This is a genomic window from Halomonas sp. AOP13-D3-9 (assembly GCF_052379125.1).
Classification (GTDB): Bacteria; Pseudomonadota; Gammaproteobacteria; order Pseudomonadales; family Halomonadaceae; genus Vreelandella.
In genome coordinates this window covers 73,166-94,096 of the sequence record NZ_JBQSYH010000022.1, presented here as the reverse complement: position 1 = coordinate 94,096, position 20,931 = coordinate 73,166, and the positions used below count along the sequence as shown (strand labels likewise).

The window sequence follows — 20,931 nt, the reverse complement described above, 5'->3', positions numbered from 1 at the left end:
ATATGTGGGCCTGGAAGGCCGCGTGATCGGCATGACCACCTACGGCGAATCCGCCCCAGCGGGGGATCTGTTCAAGCACTTCGGCTTTACCGTCGAGAACATCGTCAACCAGGCCAATGAGCTACTGGATTAGTAAGGCTGCGGAATCTCGCCATTATCATTTTCGTCATCGCGCATACGCGCTTGGCGTTCCGCCTCTTCCTCTTTGGCATCGTCGATGACTTCCATCAACTCATCGACGTTCGCAATATGAGTGTCGGCATCGAAGTGGCCGGTGAGCTTGCTATCTGGGTGTAGTTCACCGGTTTCATACAGCGCCCACATCTCTCTGCCATATTCGGTATTCAGAAGCTCCGGCGCGTACTTACCGAAATAGTCGCGCATGTTATCCACATCGCGATACAGCATCGCGGCCGCGCTGTTATTGCCGGCAGCATCAACCGCCTGAGGCAGATCGATAATCACCGGGCCAGAGGCATCGACCAGCACGTTAAATTCCGACAGATCGCCGTGAATCAGGCCTGCGCAGAGCATTTTAACCACGTCCTGAATAACCTTGGCGTAGTAGGTCTCAGCTTGATCCGGCGTTAGCGTCACTTCGTCCAAGCGAGGCGCGACGTTGCCCTCGGCGTCGCTGATCATCTCCATCAGCAGTACGCCGTCGACAAAACCGTGGGGCTCGGGCACACGAACACCCGCCGAGGCAAGGCGATAGAGCGCGTCGACTTCGGCATTCAGCCACGCCTGCTCCTGCTCTTTCTGGCCGTAACGGGTTTTTTTGGCCATCGCCCGTGAACGGCGGCTATTGCGTTCTTTACGCCCCTCTTGATACTGAACGGCCTGTTTAAAGCTGCGCTGTTTGGCCTCTTTAAACACCTTGGCACAGCGCACTTCTTCACCGCAGCGCACTACGTAGACCTGCGCCTCTTTACCACTCATTAACTGCACCAGCACCTCGTCGATCATGCCATCATCGACCAGCGGCTGTAGTCGCTTAGGGATTTTCATGGTTAGCTGCGTCGGCTCCTCTTTGGTACGCGTTCAATAACGGATACGGCGAACACGGAAAGCCCGCCCTTTTAATTTATCACGCTCGAGTTTGGCCTGAGCTTGCTGGATCACATTGCGCTCCACGGCTACATAGGCACTGCGGGCGAGCACTTTGATTTTACCCACTTGCTCACCGCGCAGCCCACCTTCACTGGTCAGCGCCCCCAGAATATCACCCGGCCGCAGTTTATCCTTTTTTCCGCCCGCGAGTTGCAGCGTCGCCATTAGTGGCTCAAACGGTACCGAGTGCTGGGGTTTTGGCAAGGGTTCCGTTTTAATCGCCTGTTCCAGCAACCCTTCCAGCCGCTCCAGCCGGTAGCTCTCTTTCGGGGTGACTAGCGTACAGGCAATGCCACTGGCGCCAGCACGGCCGGTGCGCCCAACCCTATGTACGTGCACATCAAGCTCGCGAGCAATTTGGTAGTTAAACACGGCATCTAGCTGGGCGATATCCAAGCCCCGGGCGGCAACGTCCGTGGCCACCAGAATAGAGGCACTCTGGTTGGAAAACAGAATCAGTATACGGTCTCGGTCTTTCTGCTCAAGATCGCCATTGAGCGCCACGGCGCTAAACCCAGCATCAGTGAGCTGTTCGGCCACTGCCTGGGTTTCGCGTTTGGTGTTGCAGAACACCACGCTGGTGGCGGGTCGATAGACCAGCAGAAGTTGGCGTAAAGCGTCGAATCGCGCCTCTTCATTGGCGACGCTATAAAAGTGCTGTTGGATAGTGCTGGCGTCGTGAACCTCGGCGATTTTGACCGTCACCGGATTGCGCATTACGCCACGGGTCATCGCGGTTAGCCCGCCCGATGATTGCTCGTCCGGGAAAGTCGCGCTGAACAGCAGCGTTTGGCGGTCAGCTGGGGTATCGGCAATGATGTCATCGATGGTTGCCTGAAAGCCCATATCCAGCATGCGATCCGCTTCATCCAACACCAGTATGGAAAGTGCATCCAGGGCGAGCGAACCTTTGCGCAAATGCTCGTCGATGCGCCCTGGCGTGCCGACCACAATGTGTGCCCCATGCTCTAAAGAGCCGAGCTGCGGGCCAAAAGGCGCGCCGCCGCAGAGCGTAAGTATTTTCACATTGGCCATACCGCGAGCCAAGCGGCGCAGCTCTTCAGCCACTTGGTCAGCGAGTTCTCGGGTGGGGCAAAGCACCAAGCCCTGTACCGCAAAGCTCTCCACTTTCAGCTTAGCTAGCAGCGCTAAACCAAATGCCGCGGTTTTGCCTGAGCCGGTTTTCGCCTGGGCCAGCACATCGCGCCCGGCCAGCATGGGCGGCAGACTCTCCGCCTGCACCGGCGACATTGCGTGGTAGCCAAGGGTGTCTAGATTCGTCAGTAGCGCTGCTGGAAGCGCCAGAGATGCAAAAGAAGTGTCGGACACAGAAAATTCCTGAAGGGGCCGTATTGCCCCGTAAACCTATAATGTGAAGCACCATACCAGAAAGTGCCTCAAACTGCGCCGCCATCACGCAGCCAGCGGTACAAAGGTTGCCTGAGTCAGCGCGGCTAAATCCCCAGGCGCCAGCTCAATTTCAAGCCCGCGCCGCCCGGCGCTGACATAGATACTGGCGAAAGCCTCGGCGGAGTGATCAATAAAGGTGGCCAAGCGCTTTTTCTGCCCCAGTGGGCTAACCCCACCGAGCACATAGCCGGTCGTGCGCTCCACTTCCGACGGCTCTGCCATAGTGGCTTTTTTGGCCCCAGCGGCTTTGGCAATGTGCTTTAGGTTTAGCTGCCCTGTGACGGGCACAATGCCGACTGCCAGCTGCTTACCATCCAGCTTCACCACTAAGGTTTTAAATACCTGCTCCACCGCAACGCCCAGTTTTTCAGCTGCCTCTAACCCATAGGAGTGCGCGGCGGCATCGTGGTGGTACTCATGGATTTGGAAGGCTATACCTGCGTGTTTTGCACCATTAATAGCTGGAGTCATGGCGTTCTCTTCGTTAACAGCATTGATACGATGACGTTATTGAGTGGCACACTTCGCCCGGTAGGTTAATAACGCGACAGGCAAATGGAAGTCAACTGATTGGCATATGTGGAAGGTTTGATTGATGCTGCTGGAAAGCTGTGTTCCAGCTACTATGCTCAAAAGTGCAATGCTCAATAGTGCAGTAGGTAAAAGGAAGCTAACCGAAAGGAGATCAGCAATGCCAGCAACCTCTAAAGCGCAACAAAAAGCGGCAGGGGCAGCGCTTTCCGCTAAGCGCGGGGAAACCAAGCCCAGTGAGCTTTATGGTTCGTCTAAAGAGATGTACGACTCCATGAGCGAGGAGGAGCTAGAAGATTTCGCGAGTACAAAGCGCAAAGGCAAACCGGAAAAGAAACAGGATTAACGGCTCGCCAACACTCGCCTCAGCCAGCGACCAACGTAAGACTGGTAACCGGACGCAGGTTTAGCCGCTTACAGCGCTTCTCTACGCTATCCACAATCTCTTGAGCGTCGTCGAACTGCTGCTTATCGAGCTGGATATCCACCATCAGGAAGCTGCCCACTTGGGCCAGGCGCACATCGTCGGCGCGGACATCAAAGTCGGCGACATCCTCCACTACATCGCGCCGCACGCTGCTGCATGAGCCGCCAAACATCAGCTCCCGCAGCGCCCCCTTCACCATACGAATCGGCATGGGTAAGAAGTAACCTGCGATAACCAGCACCATCACCGGGTCGGCAAAGCGTGCGTAGCTGGCCCAGGGCGACTGCGTTAGCCCCCAGGTGAGCGCAAAGCCCAACATAACGGCGGCGCTCAGCCAGGTATCCATCTGCCACTGGCGCAGCTCGGCGGCAAGTAGCGAAGAGCGGGCCACCCGGGCGTAACGCGCCAGCCACCACCAGGTTAATAAACAGCCGGTTACGTTGACCACGCCAAACATCAGCGCCAAATCCAGCGTGACCAGCCGCCCGCCGTCAAGCAGGCTCCACAAAGCCGAAACCAGCGAAACGATACAAACCATCGCGATCACTACGCCTTTGAGCAGCACCGCAAGCGGCTCCACCGTCAGCCGCCCAAAGGGGTAGTGATCGTCTGCAGGTTTACGCGCCTGCTTAAGCGCAAATAACGATAGCGACGCCAGCACCAGGCTCAGCAGCGAGTAACCGCTGTCAAAAAGAATCGTTATGGAACCGCTGGTCAGCCCTAGCACCAGCCCGGTAAACGCAAACAGGCTGGCTGAAATGGCTGAAAATCTTAGCGCACGGCGCTCGGCAACAAAGGGGGTCACGCGGATAACTCCATCACATTAGGCGAATTGTGGGCCATAATAGTCGAGAGTGATGACAATCACGAATCGCTCAGCGCCAACTTAATTGGCGCTTTAAACCACTCAACGAGACGACTATGCGTGCAGAACAGGTACAGGCCTTTATTGATGTCACCGAGCATGGCTCCTTTGCTGCCGCTGCACGGCATACCGGCTTAAAACGGAGCACGCTAAGTGCTGCCGTCAATGCGCTGGAGGACAGCTTGGGCGTGGCTCTATTTGAGCGCTCGGGCAACAGCCTAACGCTGACCGCCGTAGGCGATAGCGTGCTTCCCGACTGCTACCGTTTACTCACCAGCGCCAGCCGGATCAAGAAACACTGCCACCAACACTTGCAGGGCGTTGAAAGCCAACTCGGCATTGCCCGTGATGACGCTCTCCCCGAGGTGTTTTGGCGCCAGGTGATGCATGATTTAAAACAGCAGTTTCCGTTAACCGCGATTTCGGTGTACTTGGTGCCACCCCAGGAGCACACCCAGTTTGTGCAGCGCCAAACGGTGGACATTGCCTTTGGCTTATATACCGCTGAAGGTATTGACGCCAACGCCGCCAATCTGGCCCCAGTCAGTATGCGGCTAGTGGCAGCGCCCCATCACCCGCTAAGCCGTCTCCCCAGCGTTAACCGCGACGACTTGGCCCAGTACACTCAAGTGTGTTTAACCCATGTACAGGACGACAAGCTGATCAGCGAAGCGTTGTTTTCAGGTAATTACCTTGGGCTGACCATGTTTGAGGTGATTCGCGATGCCGTTATCAACGCGACCGGCTGGGCGCTGCTGCCCTACCCGCTGGTTAAAGGCGCCTTGGAGGCGGGCACGCTCTGCACGTTAAATCACGATCTAGCGTTAGAGAGCCACTACTACCGCTATGTGGAGAGCGATAACTGCGGCGTGGTCGCCACTGCGCTGTTAAATAAAGTGACGCATTTTTTGGCTACCCTCAATTAAGCCAGCACGGACTCACTGACATATCGTTGAAATCTTTTTTGTGGAAAAAAACGCCAAAGCCTTCCACGCTATTAAAAAGAGCTAAATAAGGAGACGCCAGGACACGCCACGTGAGGAACACTGGTAAGTGTCATCCAGACGTAATACGCACCTGCCAGTGTCGAAGTTGCCGTCAACCAAGGAGTGATTCCAACGATGGTACGACTCGATAAGAAAGCCACTCGGCTGTATGTGTTGGACACCAATGTCCTGATTCATGACCCCACCGCGCTCTACCACTTCGATGAGCACGATGTCGTTATCCCCATGACCGTCCTGGAGGAACTTGATAAGCACAAAAATGGTGTACGTGAAATTGCCCGCACGGCTCGCCAAATCAGCCGTACGCTCTCCGACCTTACCAGCCAAGTCACCTTTGATGAGATCCAACGCGGCATTCCAATTCCCCGACTCAGTGGCGACACAGGACGCCTGCACTTTTTATGCTACAACGATTTAAAGCTGTTTGATTCCCTCGACGATAGCCCCGATAACCGCATACTGGCCGAGACCTGTCGCCTACGCGAAGAACGTCCCGACGCCTCGGTCATTCTGATCACCAAAGACATTAACCTGCGCGTTAAAGCCGCTGCGCTGAAAGTACCGGTAGAAGATTATCTCAACGACCGCGCTTTCTCCGACAGTGACGCCATGATTGAGGGCGCACAGGTCTACGCCTCCGCAGGCCAGCATGGTGCATCACTATGGGAAACGTTGAATGTTGACGTCACCGTAGAACGACTTGATCACCACACTTTCTACCAACTCACCGGCAATATGCCCCGCCACTGGCACGTAGGCATGCTGGTCTCGGATAGCGAAAACGGCGCGGAGTTTGAAGCGATCGTTCGCGAGCTGGGGCCCTCTTCGGCGCGCCTTCAGCTACTCACCAACTACCGTCACCACGCAGGTGTTTGGGGCGTTCACGCTCACGACAGTCGGCAAAACTTCACCCTCAACCTACTTATGGATCCCGATATTGATCTGGTCACCATTGCTGGTAATGCCGGTACGGGTAAGACCTTTATGACCCTGGCCGCGGCCTTTCAGCAAACCCTGGACGCTAAGCTGTTTGAACGCATTGTGTTTACCCGCGCGCCGATCCCCATGGGCGAAGACATTGGCTTTCTACCGGGCACCGAGGAGGAGAAAATGTCACCGTGGATGGGTGCCTTCCACGACAATATGGACAACCTGCTGCGCAACGAGGAGGGAGAATCAAGCTGGGATAACGGCGCCACGCGGCAGTTGATTGGCTCGCGGGTGCAGATACGCGCGCCAAGTTTTATGCGCGGGCGCACCTTAAACGACACCTTTCTTATCATTGATGAGGCGCAGAACTTCACCCCCAAACAGCTTAAATCGCTGGTGACACGGGCGGGGCGCAATACAAAAATTGTCTGTCTGGGCAACGTCGGGCAGATTGACACCCCCTATCTGACTGCCAACACCTGCGGCATGGCCGCCGTCGTTGAGCGCTTCCGCGATTGGCCCCACGCTGGGCATATCACCTTGAAAAGCGTCGAGCGTTCGCGCTTGGCCCTAGCGGCGGAAGAGCTGCTTTAGAGCTGCTTTTCAAACCAACCGCCTCCCACCGCTAACAAAGGGTGGGGGGTTATTCAGTCTCATTGTTCCCTGCTAAGTCCTTCAATGACCGGGGGGCACCAATGGTGTCCGCGGCAAATGCTTCACGTTCACCTAACGGGCGCGCCTCTCCAACGGTGGTGTCGTTGAAGGTCTGGCGCTCCATCTCACAGTTAACTTCCGCACCAAACAGCACGACAAAGGCAGACAACCAGAACCAGATCATCAGCGCCACCACGGCGCCCAGGGAACCGTAAAGCTCACTAAAGGTAGAGAAGTAGCGCACATAAAGCGAAAGCCCACCGGAACCTAACAGCCACATCACCGTTGCCAGCAGCGTGCCATAGCTTAACCAACGCCACTGGGCCGAACGCCGATAAGGCGCGTAGCGGTACAGCAGCGCAATCAGCATACTCATCATGAACAATAATGCAGGCCAGCGCAGCCACTGCAGGATCTTATTCAGCGGCGGATCAATCGCCAGGGCGTTGACGACCACCGGCACGATGGCAATGAACGCCAGCGACACCAGGGTCATAAAAATCAAGCCAAAGGTCAGTGATACCAATACCGTACTGCGGTGTAACAGGCTGCGTTTTTCGCTTTCGCCGTACACCACGTTCAGTCCTATGACTAATACCGCCACCCCTTTGGAAGCGATAAACATGGCAATCAGCAACCCGGCTAGAGCACCCAGAAAGCTACCTGACTCAGCACTCTCAACGACCTGCTGGGCCTGCTTATCGATTAACTCGGCAGCATCTGGCGGCATAAAACGACTGATTTCGTAAAGCTGCTGGCCAGCTTCATAAGGGTCAAACAGTAACCCCCAGATTGAAATGACCGCCGCAATGGTGGGAAACAGCGCCAGTAAGGCGTAGAAAGCCACACCGGCGGCTAGCATGGTAAGGCGGTTACGCCGCGCGGCGCGTACTACCCGCCAGGCAATATCGTGCCACCCCCGTTGGGGTATATCACCAGGTACCTGCGCGCGGCGACCGCGAGGGAGCTTACCCATAGCAGGCTCCTGACAAGCACATTCCACACAGTCGTCTCATCGCTGGCCTTCCCACATCAGTAGCGCCGCAAGCAATACGGCAAGCACCATCATCAAACCACTGGCATGGTGACGCAACCAGGACTCAGCAGACAACAGCCGCGTTAAATGCCCCATCAACGTTTCTTCGGTTTTTTGCGCGGTCGCCACGCTCGTCGCTTTCATCTGGGCACAGCAGCCCCCAACCCAACGTAATGGCACCAGCACAGCGCCTACAATACCCGCGTAGATCCACCATAGGTCACCTGCGGGGAGCGATTTTCCCTTCAGCGGGCGCGTTAATAACCAGCCCACCGCGGCGACCAGCACCCCGACCGGAAAGGGCCACATAATGCCCAGCCACTCTTTCAGCGGGGGTATCTCGATGCTGCCTGCTGGAAGGGGAAGCCACAGCGGTGTTAACAGCGCTGCGGCGATGGCGACTAACCAGGCACCCCACTGCTCGCGGTTACTGCCCCCCTTATGGCGCTGCTGCCACTGACGCCAAAGGGCAACACTCACGAGTGCCGCCGTGCCAACAGCCGCCCAACTGAGCAGCTTGATCAAGGACTCATGGTGCATTTCGTACAGCGGACTCTTCACGCCCCACTTGCTGATCAGGCCCGCACCAATGGCGCCCGCCAACGAGATACCTGGCAGGGCCAGCAACGCCCAGACCACCGGCAGCGGCCAGCGGGGTAAATGCTCACTGATACTGGTACCCATAAACAGCGCGCCTTTGGCCAGCGCGTGGTGGGCAGCAAACAGCACCAGTCCCGGCCACAGCAGTGGCCATACCTCTGGCGCGACTAAGCCCATGGCCACCAACGCGGTCATCATGCCCATCTGACTGATGCTGGAGTACGCCAACACCGCTTTAGGATGACGCTGAAAAACCCCATACAGCGCGGCGCCAAACGCCGCCGCCAGGCCTGCAATTAACATGCTGTTGCCAAACTGGGCTAGCGATTCTGACACCTGCTCATGACCTAACGGCAACACACTAATCCAGCCCAGTAGCCCCGCCTTAATCATCGCCCCACTCAGCACCGCGCTAGCAGGCGCCGGTGCCACCGGGTGCGCTAACGGCAGCCATACGTGCAGGCCGATAACACCTGCTTTTACGCCAAAGCCCAGGCACAGCAAGGTGGCCATCCAGGCGCCTTGGTCAGCGACTAAAATGCCTTCGCGTACCCCTTCTAGCGTCAGCGTATTGGCTTCACCGGCCGCCCATAGAAAGCCACCAAGAATAAGCCCTTCACCCACCACGGCTAATATCAAATAGGCCTTGGCTCCCAGCCGAGCTTCCTGTGACCCACTATGCACCACCAGGGCGTAGGCGGCGAAGGTCATCAGTGCAAAGCCTAGATAAAAACTGGCGATATCCTGGGCAATAATCAGGAATACGTTGCCGAGCAGTGTCAGCGGCCAAAGCAGCGCTAAGCGCAACAGGCGTCGCTGCGTGTCCTTATCACCCTCTTGGGCTTTCGCCTGTTCCGCCGCAAAATAGCCCCTTGCGTGGATGGCTGCCAACCCCCAGAGCAGCGCGGTAAACGCAAGCCAAGGGCGGCTTAGCGAGTTAAGCGCCCATTCGCCGCCCAGCATCCAGGCATCAATCGTCCACTGCGCTTCACCGCCGTAGGCTAGCAGCAGCGCGGGCCAAGCGGCGCTTAGCCACAATATTGAAAAATAGTCCTGCTGTTCAGTGGGTGTACAGTAGGCAGTCCATAGCGTCCAACCGACGACGACCAGCGGCCAAAGCAGCGCCAGGGCAAGCAGCATGGTCATCATGGCAGATACTCCCCGTTGGCAACCCGGGCCGCCCAATCCAAGGGACTAAAGGGCAACCCGGCAAACAGTCCTGCCCCTAAACTCACCAGCGCGGTAAACACCATCGGCACTAACAGCCAGCTATGGGTTTCAAAACGACCTAAGCGCTGCTCTTTAGGCCAACTCCCTTTGCCATGGGAGGGCCCTGAACGGAACCATAAGCGGTGCACAATGGGTAAAAAGTACATGGCGTTGAGGGTACTGCTCGCCACCAGTACGGCGACGACCCAGTACATCTCGGCTTGAATCGCGCCAATGCCGAGGTACCACTTGGTAATAAACCCCGCCACAGGAGGCAGGCCAATCATGCCAAACGCGCCGATGGTAAACGCAATACTGGTCAACGGCATACGCATACCCGCACCGTCCATTTCATCGATGCGATGAATCCCCAGCTCTTCGGCATAGTTACCCGCACAGAAGAACAGCGTGACCTTCATTAAACCCTGATGCAGCAAGTGCGCCAAGGCGCCGACGGTGCCAAACGGGCCGAATAAGCCAATGCCGAGAATGACGTAGGAGACCTGGCTAATCGTGGAGAACGCGAGGCGTGGTTTGAGTTCCTCTTGAGCAATCGCCCTTAACGAGCCATAGATAATCGTAATAGAGGCCGCCACCGCTAACGCGGTGATAACGCCTAGCTCCACGCTCAGCTCAATGCCAAACAGATCGTAAACCACCCGCAAAATGCCAAACGCGCCCGCCTTCACCACCGCGACCGCGTGCAGCAGCGCACTCACCGGCGCGGGCGCCACCATGGCTCTGGGTAGCCAACCGTGCAGCGGCACCATAGCCGCTTTTACCGCCAGCCCACCTACCAAGAGCGTAAATATCAACGTTAGCAGGCCACGGTGATCGTTCACATAGTCGCCCAAGCCCTCTTCTGACGAGAACGATTGATCCCCGGTCAGGCTATACAGCAGCACAGCCCCCAGTAGCAGCACCACACCTGCGCTTAGCGTATAGCGTAAATAGACGCGTCCCGCATTGAGGGCTTGCTGGGTGCCCTTGTGAACCACCAGCGGGTAGGTAGAGAGCGTCAACATTTCGTAGAAAACCAGAAAGGTAAACAGGTTATCGGCAAGGGCAATGCCGATCGTGCTCGCCACGCACAGGCTAAAAAAGCCAAAAAAGCGCTTCCGATTGGCAGAGCCTTCCAGATAGCCGATGGCATAAATGGTGGTGCATAGCCACAGCAGCGACGATAATCCGGCAAACATCACCCCTAGCGCATCGCTGCGCAGGACAAAATTAACGCCCCCCACTACCTGAAAGCTAAAAATATCCTCATGCCCCGCGGCTACCCGCCTGACCATCAGCATAACCAGAATAATCTTAACGACTGCCGCCACGAGGTTGATCGTTGTGCGCAGGCGCCGAGCGTCTTCCGGCAGTGCGAAAATAATCACCACCACCAGTAGCGAGGTCGCCAAAGCGGTCAGTGGTAACCAGGCGGCGTTCATGGGCTACCTCCATGCATCAATTCCAGCGGGAAATGCGCCAACAGCCCTAGGGCGAACGCAATCAGGGCCAGCGTTAGTGCGATCAGATCCATACCGGGCGCCAGAGGTTGGTAACGATGGCGGGGGGCCGTTTCGTCAAACGAGTAACGAAACAGGCGGAATATATAGGCCGCGGTTAATAGTGTGCCGGTCAGTAGCGCCGCCACCGCCCACCACTGCTGGGTGATGATCATCGCCTGAAGCAGCATCCATTTGGCCGTGAAGCCAGCACTGGGTGGAAGGCCCATCAGAGTGATAGCGGCGATGCCAAACACCAGTAGCGAAAGCGGCAAACGGCGGCTGGTACCCGCCAAGCCTTTTAGCGTGCTCTCACCGGTGGCCAGTATTAGGTTGCCTGCGGCCATAAACATGGCGGCTTTGGCAAAGGCGTGGCCCATCAGCTGCAGCCAAAACCCCTCCCAGGCTAACGCCCGGGGCAGCGGCGCAATATCGGGCCCCAGCAGCAGCGGAAAAGCCACCATGAGATACCCCAACTGGGCCACAGTGGACGAAGCCACCAGGGTTTTAAGTGAATCAGTACGCCAGGCCAGTAACCCGCCCCATACAATCGCCAGTAGGCCCAGCCAGGCGATAACACGCGGGGCGTAGAAGGTTTCAGGGAGCAGAATGCTCCACAGCTGCAGCAGTATAAATAGCGACGCCTTGATCACCAGCGCGGCATGCAGCGCGCTCACCGGTGTCCAGGCATTCTCGTGAACCGGGGTCAGCCAGGCATGCAGCGGAAATAGCGCGGCTTTTAAGGCCAGCCCAGCGCCAATCAGTGCGGCGGCAAACCACGCCACCGGCCCAGGCTCTACCACATCAGCCAAGCCCTGCAGATCCAATCGCCCCCAGTGGCCTAAAATCAGCGCGACCCCGAGTAGATAGGTAAGCGAACCCACCAGCGCCAACAGCAAATAGCGCATTCCCGCCACGAGTGCGGGCACTTTGCCCGATAGCATCAGCATGCCAACCGCCGCCAGCCCCATTAGCTCCAGCCCGGCATAAAGGGTCAACAGATCGGTGGCCAGCCAAATTAACGACAACGCACTCAGTACAACGCCCATCAGCGGCCACAGCCAGCGTGCCAATGGCCCGGTTTCGCTTAAGCGCAGATATCCCGGTGTATAGAGCGCTGCGGCAACGCCGATCACCTGGGTCATTAACAGCAGTAGCACGCTCAGCCCGTTTAAGCGTAGCGATAAGTGAACACCGGCTATTTCCCACTGCCAGCGGAGCAGGCCCGCCTGGTCATAAGCAGATAACAGCATCCACCCGGACGCCAGAACCGGCAGGCTAGCCAGCGCCACAGGCCATGCCCGCTTAGGAGGAAAGAGTGCCGCCAGCATGCCCAGCAGTAGCGGCAAGCCAAGCGCAGCTAACAGCGCCCAATGGGTACTAGCAAGAGGTTCAAAGGTGCTCTCGAAAAGGCCAAAGCGCCAAATCATATGGCGCTCTCCTTGGGCTTACCGTCAGGCCCTAAGGCCTCGCCCCCTTCCAGGTGCAAAAGCTGTCGAATTAGCAGCGCACCCAGCATCGTCCCCAGCCAGGCGACCAACAGCCCGACGCTAATTAACGCCTGGGCCGCCGCCGAGGTGCCCGCCACACCGGCCAGCAGCATAAATACCCCCGAACCGAGAATATTGAACGCCAGCAAACGGCGCAGCAAATGACGATGTAGTGCAAAGGCTCCCAATGCACTGGCGGCAATCACCACCCCCGCCAGCAGCAGTGGATGCTCTGAAGGTGAATAGGCCATGTCAGCGATGACATAACGGATGGCGGCACCGACCATGACAAACCAGGCCAGCGCCAATGCCACGCGCATCGCCACCCGCGACCAGGGCTCGCTAAATCTATCGCGCTCTAGAGGGGATGACACACCCGGTGAAACGTGGCCCAGGGCATAAAAAAAACAGGCCCCTGTTAGCACAACGCCCAGCACGAGTTCGGCAGCGGCGAGCCAGGGAGCCTCTAGCCGCCACCAAGCCAACGTCATTGCCGCTGCAAAGGCGACAAAAAAGCAGCAGGCGCGCAGTAAGTGGCGATCAAACAGGCACACCAGCGCCGCCACCGTTAGGCACAGCGCCAGCAGCATTTCCATTGCTTCAAGAGGTTTTATCGCATCAAAGAAAGCTATCATTCGTTTTCGCTACATCCTTGCATCGGTCACGAATAGGCATAGGCGCTTAGTTTAAGCGAGAACTCAACCATTTGCCGATATCATTGACCTGCTGGGGACAGAGCGCATGGGCCATGGGATATTGGCGGTAGTTGACCGCGTAGCCCATCTCTTTTAAGCGGTCGGCGCCGCTGCGACCCAGGCTTTCAGGCACAATGGGGTCAAAGTTACCGTGCTGAACTTCCACAGGAATCTGACGATTAGCTTCTGCAAGATCGATATTGTCGGCGGTCGCGAAGTAGGTCGACATGGCTAACAAGCCACCCAGCTGCGCGGGAAACGTCAGCGCGGCGTGGTAGGCAACCGCGCCACCTTGCGAAAAGCCCGCGACAATAATGCGCTGGCTATCGATACCCTGGTCAATCTGCTCTTGAATCAGCGCTTGGATGCGCTCTGCGGATTTCTTGAGTTGAACCTCATCGACCCGACGCCCCAAATCCATGGCGAGAATATCGTACCAAGCGGGCATCACCATACCGCCATTAATCGTCACGGCTAAGCGTGGCGCATGAGGCATGATAAAACGCACGTGGGAATCTTTGGGCAGCGCCAGTGCGGGCACCAGCGGTTCAAAATCGTGCCCGTCCGCACCTAAGCCGTGAATAATGAACACACAGGCATCGGCGGGTTGACCATCTTTCGGTTCAATAATCAGTTCGCCAGGAGCAGTCATAACGTCGTATTCCTTATGCAAAAAGCGTCACCCTAGCGCAAACCCGCGTTAACAGCGAGCGGGAGAGTGCCTAAAAATAGTCACAGACCACTTAAAAAGGCCATACCAGGGGAATTAACATCAGCGCTATGGCCCCCGTCAGTATATTTAATCCACTGCCCAGGCGTAGAAAATCGCTCACCCGGTAACCCCCAGGGCCATACACCATCAAATTGGTTTGATAGCCGATGGGGGTTAAAAAGCTTGCCGAGGCGGCAAACATAACGGCCACCACATAGGGCATTGGGCTAACGCCCAAGCTTTCCGCGGCGCTCATCACCACCGGGAAAATAATCACCGCCGCTGCGTTATTGGTAACCAGTTCGGTCAGCAGCGCAACCACGCAGTAAGTGCCTATTAACAGCAGCAGTGGATTACCCGCCACCAGGGTCAACACCCCACCGCCGATCACCCCGGCAGCGCCGGAACTCTGCAGCGCCGCCCCCACCCCAAAGGAAGCGGCAATGGTTAGCAGCACCTGGGTATCCAGGCCACGCTTGGCAGCGCCTACCGAACAACAGCCGGTCAGCAGCGCCAATGCGGCACCCAGCATGGCAGCGTTGAGCATACTCAGCACACCAAGCGCGGCGAGCAGCACGGCGCCTAACAGCAGGCCCCACGCTAGCGGCGCTTTTTCATGGATAGGCCGAGCCGCGCCATTGAGCTCACTAATCAGCAAAAAGTCCCTTGACTGTCGATGCCGCTCAATAAAGGGGGGCCGCGCCTCCAGCAATAGCACATCGGCGGGCTGCAGTCGCACCTGCCCCAGATTGCCCTTAACCCGTTCACCGCCACGGCAGATCGCCAACACCGCTGCCCCATAGAGGGTTCTAAAGTGACCATCGCGAATTCGCTGGCCAATAAACTGGCACTGATTAGAGACCACCGCCTCAACCAAGCGACGCTCTTTAAACTCCTTCTCCAAACTGGAAGTGCCGTCTCGGGAAGGGATCAAACCGCGGATTTGCTGCAACTCCACTGCTGCATCAGAGGTGCCTGCAAACACCAGCCGGTCGCCGCCTTTGAGCTGCTCGCCCGGCCCCACCACGCTGACCACGTTGCCTGCGCGCTCAATCTCGACCAGAAACAGCTCCTGTAGGTGGCGTAGCCCTGCCTCTTCAACGGTACGATCCACCAGCACACCTGCCGGATCGACTTCCATTTCAATAGTGAACTCCCGCGGGTTGGCGAACGCATTGGCCAGCCCTTCCCTGGCGGGCAACAGTCGTGGCCCGAGCAAAATAAGATAACTCAGTCCTACGACGGCGACAGGAACGCCGACCCAGGCCAAATCCAACAGGCCCATGCCTAGCTCGGGATAACGCTCCAGCAATAGTCCATGCACCACCAGGTTCGTACTGGTGCCAAATAGCGTGATGGTGCCACCCAGGATAGAAGCGAAGCTAAGCGGCATCAGCAACCGCTGGGGAGACAAGCGTAGCCGACGGCTCCAGCTCATGACCGCGGGAATATAGGTAGCAACGACGGGGGTATTATTGACAAAGCCGCTAAGCGAAGCCACCGGCAGCAACAGGCGAACCAGCGCGCCCCGCTCACTTTTGGGCCGTTTAAGCACATAGCGAATAATCAGGTCGATACCGCCGGTTTCGCGAATGCTGGCCACCAGCACATACATAAACGCCACGGTAAACAGGCCGCTATTGGAGAAGCCCCCCAGCGCCTGCTGGGGGTCAATCACCCCCAGCGTCATTAGCACAATAACCGCGCCCAGCAAGATAATATCCGGCCCCAGGCGTGAAAAGGCCATTAACGGGAAGATGGTGAGCACCACTCCAACCGCTATCCAAGCATCCAGTGACATAACCACGACATCCTTAACCAATAAGCATGGCGGTATTGTGAAGCCAATCTTATATTCTAAAAAGTTATTTTTAGAAACATTTAAAGATCGAAATGGAATATGCAGGGTGAGGGGGAAGGGGTGAGGTAATTTTAAGTTACAAATCCTAAAAGCAAAGAACCCCGCACTTGGCGGGGTTCTTTGGTCAATCAACGCTAGGCGGTGATTGTTAACACCTTAGTAAAGGAATTAACCTTCTACTTTGATGTTAGAAGCCTGAAGGCCTTTTTTACCCTGGGTGACGTCGAAGGAAACCTTCTGGCCGTCTTGCAGAGATTTGAAGCCTTCTGCCTGAATTTCAGAGAAATGCGCGAACAGATCGTCGCCATTGTCGTCAGGAGAGATAAAGCCGAAACCTTTAGTGTCGTTGAACCACTTAACGGTACCAGTTGCCATGATCGAAATCCTCGATGTTGCTAATTAAACCGGGAAATACCCGAATTGCAGTGGGTATAACAAGAGACTTTCACCAGATTTAACGCTAGAGGCGCTTCTATACTGCTGACAACGTTCGACTTGCTAACCAACTGCCGACATTTTGCGCTTAACCACCCGCCCACGTCAACACCCTCTATCAATGCCGATTAATAGCGCACATCGCTAAGTGCTACCGGAAACTTCATGACGCTCAGCCAGCATCCAGCCGGCAGCCTTCTCCGCAATCATCAGCGTGGGTGAGTTAGTGTTGCCGCTGGTGATGGTTGGCATAACGCTGGCGTCGGCCACTCTTAGTCCCATTACGCCGCGCACTCGCAGCCGTGCGTCGACCACTGCCATGGCATCATCCTCACGGCCCATTCTCGCGGTGCCCACTGGATGGAATATAGTCGTGCCGATATCACCGGCCAGCCGGGCCAGCTCATCGTCGCTTTGGTACTCGACGCCGGGCTTGACCTCTTCCGGCGCGTATTTGGCAAACGCTGGCTGCTCGGCGATACGCCTCGTCACCCGTAGAGAATCCGCGGCCACCTTGCGATCTTCAGGAGTACTCAGGTAATTGGGAGAAATCGCCGGGGCCTGGCGCGGGTCGCGGCTTTTAAGCCGCACGGTGCCACGGCTGGTAGGATTCAAATTACACACGCTGGCGGTAATCGCCGGGTAAGGGTGTAACGGCTGGCCAAACGCTTCCAGGCTTAGCGGCTGTACGTGGTACTGAATATTGGGATGCGGTTGATCCGACGTGCTGCGGGTAAAAGCCCCCAGTTGCGAAGGCGCCATGCTCATTGGCCCCGAACGCTTAAGCAGGTATTCAAGGCCAATTCCCGCTTTACCCCACAGCGTACTAGCCATGGCATTGAGGGTTTTGCCATTGGTGATGCGATATATTGAGCGAATCTGCAGATGATCCTGCAGGTTCTCGCCCACCCCCGGCAGGTCATGGACTAGCTCAACGCCATGTTTGTGGAGCAGCTCGGCTGGCCCTACCCCAGAAAGTTGTAACAGGTGCGGCGTGCCAATGGCGCCTGCGCACAGCACGACTTCCTTGCTCGCCGCAACGCGAAGGGGGTTGCACTCACGCTCCACCTCCACGCCTGTACAGCGCAGTGTATCCGCCTGTTCAAAAACCAGCCTATTCACTTGCGTAGAGTGCCATAACGTGAGGTTGTCGCGCTTGAGAGCTGCACGTAAAAACGCCTTGGCGGTATTCCAACGCCAGCCCGAGCGCTGATTAACCTCAAAGTAGGCCACGCCTTCATTAGAGCCGCGGTTAAAATCGTCGCTACGCGGTATGCCCGCCTGCACCGCAGCCTCGGCAAAATCATCCAACACCTGCCACTTGAGGCGCTGTTTTTCGATCCGCCACTCGCCACCATGGCCGTGAAAATCTCGGTGTTTTGCATCGGCATCGCCACCCTCATCCAGGCGGTAGTGGTCTTCGTGTTTGATAAAGTCGGGTAAACAGTTCTCCCAGCGCCAGGCATCGTCGCCGGTGACCTCGGCCCAGTGGTCGTAGTCCTGCGCCTGGCCGCGCATATAAATCATGCCATTGATGCTTGAGCAGCCGCCCAGGGTCTTGCCCCGCGGATAGATTAAAGAACGTCCGTTGAGCCCTTTATCAGGCTCGGTGCGAAACAGCCAATCGGTACGCGGGTTATTAATGCAGTAGAGATAGCCCACCGGAATATGGATCCAGTGGTAGTTATCGCGACCACCCGCTTCGATCAACAGCACCTTGTTGTTAGGGTTGGCGCTGAGTCGGTTAGCCAGCAGGCACCCGGCGGTGCCTGCTCCTACCACGATATAGTCAAAATTATTATTCGTTGGCGCTGGCATGCGTTGGCTCCCATAACGTTTAGGCGTTACTTCGCCGTGGGCATTACAAATTCAGCGCCTGCGTCGATGGAGTCTGACCAGCGCTGCATGATGGATTTCTGCTTGGTGTAGAAACGTACGCCCTCTTCGCCGTAGGCATGCGTATCACCAAATAAAGAGCGCTTCCAACCGCCAAAACCGTGCCACGCCATAGGCACTGGGATGGGCACATTGATACCCACCATGCCGACCTGGATACGGCGACCAAATTCCCGCGCCACCGTGCCGCTTTCGGTGAAGCAGCTAACGCCGTTGCCAAACTCGTGGTCGTTAATCAACTGAATGGCCGTGGCGATATCCGGCACCCGCACGCAAACCAGCACCGGGCCAAAAATTTCCTCTTTGTAGATCGTCATCTCGGGGGTGACGTTGTCGAACAGCGTGCCGCCCATCCAGAAGCCTTCGGCGCAGTCGTCACCCGTTGATGAGGCATTAAAACGGCGGCCATCGACCACCAGTTCGGCGCCTTCCGCCACGCCTTTTTCGATATAGCCGGTAATCCGCTGATGAGCCTCACGGGTCACAATGGGGCCCATTTCCGCATCGAGCTGCATGCCATCTTTTACTTTCAACGCCTTGGCGCGTTCAGCCAGGGCTGGGACGACTTTATCCGCCACATCGCCGACCAACACCGCCACACTAATGGCCATGCAGCGTTCACCGGCAGAGCCGTAGGCGGCACCAATCAGTGCGTCGACGGCTTTATCCAAATGCGCATCCGGCATTACCACCATATGGTTTTTAGCCCCGCCGAGTGCTTGAATGCGTTTACCGTTGCGGGCGCCGCGTTCGTAGATCAGGTTGGCAATTGGCGTTGAGCCTACAAACGACAGCGCCTTAACGTGGGGGTGGTCGATAAGGGCTTCCACCGAGTCTTTGTCACCCTGCACAACGTTAAACACGCCGTCGGGCAGGCCCGCCTGCTTCAGCAGGTCGGCCATTAGCAGCGAAGCACTGGGATCAAGAGGGCTGGGTTTCAAAATAAACGTATTACCAGCGGCAATCGCCAGGGGGAACATCCACATCGGCACCATGGCCGGGAAATTAAATGGCGTTATACCAGCGACGACACCTAACGGCTGGCGCGTCGTCCAGTTATCGATCCCTGTACTCACTTGCTCGGTGTAATCGCCCTTTAACAACTGCGGAATACCGCAGGCAAATTCCACAATATCAATGCCGCGGGCCACCTCCCCCTGGGCGTCGGTGAACACCTTGCCGTGTTCTTTGGTAATCGCTTCGGCTAGCTCATCTTTATGAACGTTTAAAAGCTCTAAAAACTTGAACATAACCCGGGCGCGGCGGATGGGCGGGGTATCGGCCCAGGCGGGAAAAGCGGCTTGGGCGGCCTCTACCGCGGTATTGACGTCCGCCGGGGAAGCCAGCGATACGCGACCGGTAACACGGCCGGTGGCGGGGTTGAATACGTCCTGAGAGTGAGAAGATTCACCAGCGCTGGCCTGACCATTAATAAAGTGCTGAATCGCTGTAGTTGTCATAGTTGTCATGAGGAGTACCTGTTTTAAGAACGCATGTTAAGAGCGTGTGCAAAGAGCTTACCTTCAGCCTAGCCTACTGGGCCCTGCGAACGGATCAATTGAGTTATTTAAAAGCCAGTTATAAGCTTTACTAATATCAGCGCTCTCTTTGAGGCCTATCATGCAAGACTATGCCACGCTGCGCGCCTTCGTGGCCGTTGCAAGAACGGGCAGCGTGTCACGCGCCGCCGAGCAGCTACACCTGACTCAACCCGCCATTAGCCTAAAGTTGAAGCAGCTACAGGCCAATTTAGGCCTCACGCTGTTTAGTCGCCGTCCTCAGGGGCTTGCTTTGACGGCCGATGGCCATGCGCTGCTGCCCGCCGCCGAAAAAGCCTTAGCCAGCGCCCAGGCATTTGAGCAGACGGCTGGAACGCTACATAGCACGCTGCGCGGCAAGCTCTCAATCGGCACCATTGTCGACCCGGAATTCCTCCGCCTAGGCGCCTTTTTAAGCCGCTTGATGGCCCGCGCGCCCCAATTAGAAACCGAGCTGCACCATGGCATGAGCGGCAGCGTGCTTAACCGCATTGAACAGGGCGATTTAGATGTCGGTTTTTATTTAGCGCCGCCCGGCGAAGGTCCTGGCCTAGCCTCTCTCACCCCTGGCAAAGGGCATGAGGCGCTGGCTTGGCGAGAGCTAACGCATTTTCACTACCATGTGATTGCCCCTGCGGGCTGGGAAAACCGGCTTATCGATACCCGCTGGGAGCACCTGGCCACGCTGCCGTGGATTGTCACGCCCCAAAATTCCGCCCACCATCGGCTATTAAAACAGGCGCTTGGGCCAAGCGGCGCGGTACCCAATCGGGTGGCCCAGGTTGACCAGGAGGCCTGCATGCTTGACCTAGTGCGCGCAGGTGTCGGCCTAAGCCTGGCCCGGGACGCTCTAGCGATGACCGAGCGCCAGGAGAGTGGCCTAGCCGTGGCCGACAACATCCGCCTGCCCTGTGCATTAAGCTTTATTTGGCGACACGACAGCGCCAACGAGCCGCCGGTAAATGCTGCGCTGAGTACACTGGATGAGGTATGGCCTCATCGACCCGGCTAGTTTGTAAGAGAATA

19 protein-coding genes are annotated in these 20,931 nt (G+C 57.0%); 5 read left to right on the top strand and 14 right to left on the bottom strand.

All coding sequences use genetic code 11. The features are described 5' to 3' along the window. Nucleotides 1–133, top strand: a 133-nt coding sequence (locus ACT3UM_RS21090; protein ID WP_498902031.1) for a transketolase-like TK C-terminal-containing protein, incomplete at its 5' end; no start/stop codon positions are given. Here ACT3UM_RS21090 and ACT3UM_RS21085 read toward each other — a convergent pair. The 3 genes from ACT3UM_RS21085 to ybaK form a co-directional block, all read right to left on the bottom strand. Then, entirely contained in the window at nt 130–1,008 is an 879-nt protein-coding gene (locus ACT3UM_RS21085; protein ID WP_498902027.1) for a PA4780 family RIO1-like protein kinase, read from the bottom strand. The two genes, ACT3UM_RS21090 and ACT3UM_RS21085, sit on opposite strands and share 4 nt — an antisense overlap. A 33-nt stretch (nt 1,009–1,041) precedes the next feature. After that, on the bottom strand, nt 1,042–2,439 hold the full coding sequence (gene dbpA / locus ACT3UM_RS21080; RefSeq protein WP_498902026.1) for an ATP-dependent RNA helicase DbpA: 1,398 nt from the start codon (nt 2,437–2,439) through the stop codon (nt 1,042–1,044). Between the two features lie 84 nt (nt 2,440–2,523). Then, nucleotides 2,524–2,991, bottom strand: coding sequence for a Cys-tRNA(Pro) deacylase (ybaK, locus tag ACT3UM_RS21075; protein ID WP_498902025.1), 468 nt, complete (start codon nt 2,989–2,991; stop codon nt 2,524–2,526). Nucleotides 2,992–3,211: 220 nt separating this feature from the next. Between ybaK and ACT3UM_RS21070 the strand changes: the two genes are divergently transcribed. Then, nucleotides 3,212–3,397 carry a DUF3008 family protein gene (locus ACT3UM_RS21070; protein WP_035584858.1) on the top strand — a complete coding sequence of 62 codons (186 nt, stop codon included), beginning with the start codon at nt 3,212–3,214 and terminating at the stop codon, nt 3,395–3,397. 19 nt (nt 3,398–3,416) lie between these two features. On the opposite strand, the gene ACT3UM_RS21065 is transcribed toward ACT3UM_RS21070, so the two are convergent. After that, a complete protein-coding gene (locus tag ACT3UM_RS21065; protein WP_498902024.1) occupies nt 3,417–4,283 on the bottom strand; it encodes a cation diffusion facilitator family transporter in 867 nt (288 codons plus the stop codon). 116 nt (nt 4,284–4,399) lie between these two features. Between ACT3UM_RS21065 and ACT3UM_RS21060 the strand changes: the two genes are divergently transcribed. Both ACT3UM_RS21060 and ACT3UM_RS21055 read left to right on the top strand, forming a co-directional pair. Further along, nucleotides 4,400–5,269 (top strand): LysR family transcriptional regulator, encoded by an 870-nt coding sequence (locus ACT3UM_RS21060; RefSeq protein ID WP_088699792.1) that lies wholly within the window; start codon nt 4,400–4,402, stop codon nt 5,267–5,269. Between the two features lie 195 nt (nt 5,270–5,464). Next, a complete protein-coding gene (locus tag ACT3UM_RS21055; RefSeq protein WP_498902023.1) occupies nt 5,465–6,874 on the top strand; it encodes a PhoH family protein in 1,410 nt (469 codons plus the stop codon). A 49-nt stretch (nt 6,875–6,923) separates the two neighbouring features. Here the strand turns inward: ACT3UM_RS21055 and ACT3UM_RS21050 are convergent, their stop codons facing one another. The 10 genes from ACT3UM_RS21050 to ACT3UM_RS21005 all read right to left on the bottom strand — a co-directional run bounded on the left by ACT3UM_RS21050 (nt 6,924) and on the right by ACT3UM_RS21005 (nt 19,827). Beyond that, entirely contained in the window at nt 6,924–7,910 is a 987-nt protein-coding gene (locus ACT3UM_RS21050) for a YihY/virulence factor BrkB family protein (RefSeq protein ID WP_498902022.1), read from the bottom strand. 36 nt (nt 7,911–7,946) lie between these two features. Further along, complete coding sequence (locus ACT3UM_RS21045) at nt 7,947–9,719, bottom strand: proton-conducting transporter transmembrane domain-containing protein (RefSeq protein ID WP_498902021.1); 1,773 nt, start codon at nt 9,717–9,719, stop codon at nt 7,947–7,949. Beyond that, the gene (locus ACT3UM_RS21040; RefSeq protein ID WP_498902020.1) at nt 9,716–11,221 is read right to left on the bottom strand and encodes a complex I subunit 5 family protein; all 1,506 of its coding nucleotides are present in this window, start codon (nt 11,219–11,221) and stop codon (nt 9,716–9,718) included. Before ACT3UM_RS21040 ends, ACT3UM_RS21045 begins: the two co-directional genes overlap by 4 nt. Then, the gene (locus tag ACT3UM_RS21035; RefSeq protein WP_144811068.1) at nt 11,218–12,708 is read right to left on the bottom strand and encodes a complex I subunit 5 family protein; all 1,491 of its coding nucleotides are present in this window, start codon (nt 12,706–12,708) and stop codon (nt 11,218–11,220) included. The genes ACT3UM_RS21040 and ACT3UM_RS21035 overlap by 4 nt, the downstream gene beginning before the upstream one ends. Further along, nucleotides 12,705–13,403, bottom strand: coding sequence for a hydrogenase subunit MbhD domain-containing protein (locus ACT3UM_RS21030; protein WP_498902019.1), 699 nt, complete (start codon nt 13,401–13,403; stop codon nt 12,705–12,707). Before ACT3UM_RS21030 ends, ACT3UM_RS21035 begins: the two co-directional genes overlap by 4 nt. 46 nt (nt 13,404–13,449) lie before the next feature. After that, nucleotides 13,450–14,115 (bottom strand): alpha/beta hydrolase, encoded by a 666-nt coding sequence (locus ACT3UM_RS21025; RefSeq protein WP_498902018.1) that lies wholly within the window; start codon nt 14,113–14,115, stop codon nt 13,450–13,452. Between the two features lie 91 nt (nt 14,116–14,206). Then, nucleotides 14,207–15,976, bottom strand: a complete 1,770-nt coding sequence (locus tag ACT3UM_RS21020; RefSeq protein ID WP_498902017.1) for an SLC13 family permease — start codon at nt 15,974–15,976, stop codon at nt 14,207–14,209. A 228-nt stretch (nt 15,977–16,204) separates the two neighbouring features. Then, nucleotides 16,205–16,411, bottom strand: a complete 207-nt coding sequence (locus ACT3UM_RS21015; protein ID WP_022522448.1) for a cold-shock protein — start codon at nt 16,409–16,411, stop codon at nt 16,205–16,207. A 204-nt stretch (nt 16,412–16,615) separates the two neighbouring features. Then, the gene (locus tag ACT3UM_RS21010) at nt 16,616–18,289 is read right to left on the bottom strand and encodes a GMC family oxidoreductase (protein WP_498902016.1); all 1,674 of its coding nucleotides are present in this window, start codon (nt 18,287–18,289) and stop codon (nt 16,616–16,618) included. A gap of 26 nt (nt 18,290–18,315) precedes the next feature. After that, nucleotides 18,316–19,827 (bottom strand): CoA-acylating methylmalonate-semialdehyde dehydrogenase, encoded by a 1,512-nt coding sequence (locus tag ACT3UM_RS21005; protein WP_498902030.1) that lies wholly within the window; start codon nt 19,825–19,827, stop codon nt 18,316–18,318. A 160-nt stretch (nt 19,828–19,987) separates the two neighbouring features. Here ACT3UM_RS21005 and ACT3UM_RS21000 point away from each other — a divergent pair, with 160 nt between their 5' ends. Beyond that, nucleotides 19,988–20,917 carry a LysR family transcriptional regulator gene (locus ACT3UM_RS21000; RefSeq protein WP_498902015.1) on the top strand — a complete coding sequence of 310 codons (930 nt, stop codon included), beginning with the start codon at nt 19,988–19,990 and terminating at the stop codon, nt 20,915–20,917. Nucleotides 20,918–20,931 lie beyond the last annotated feature (14 nt).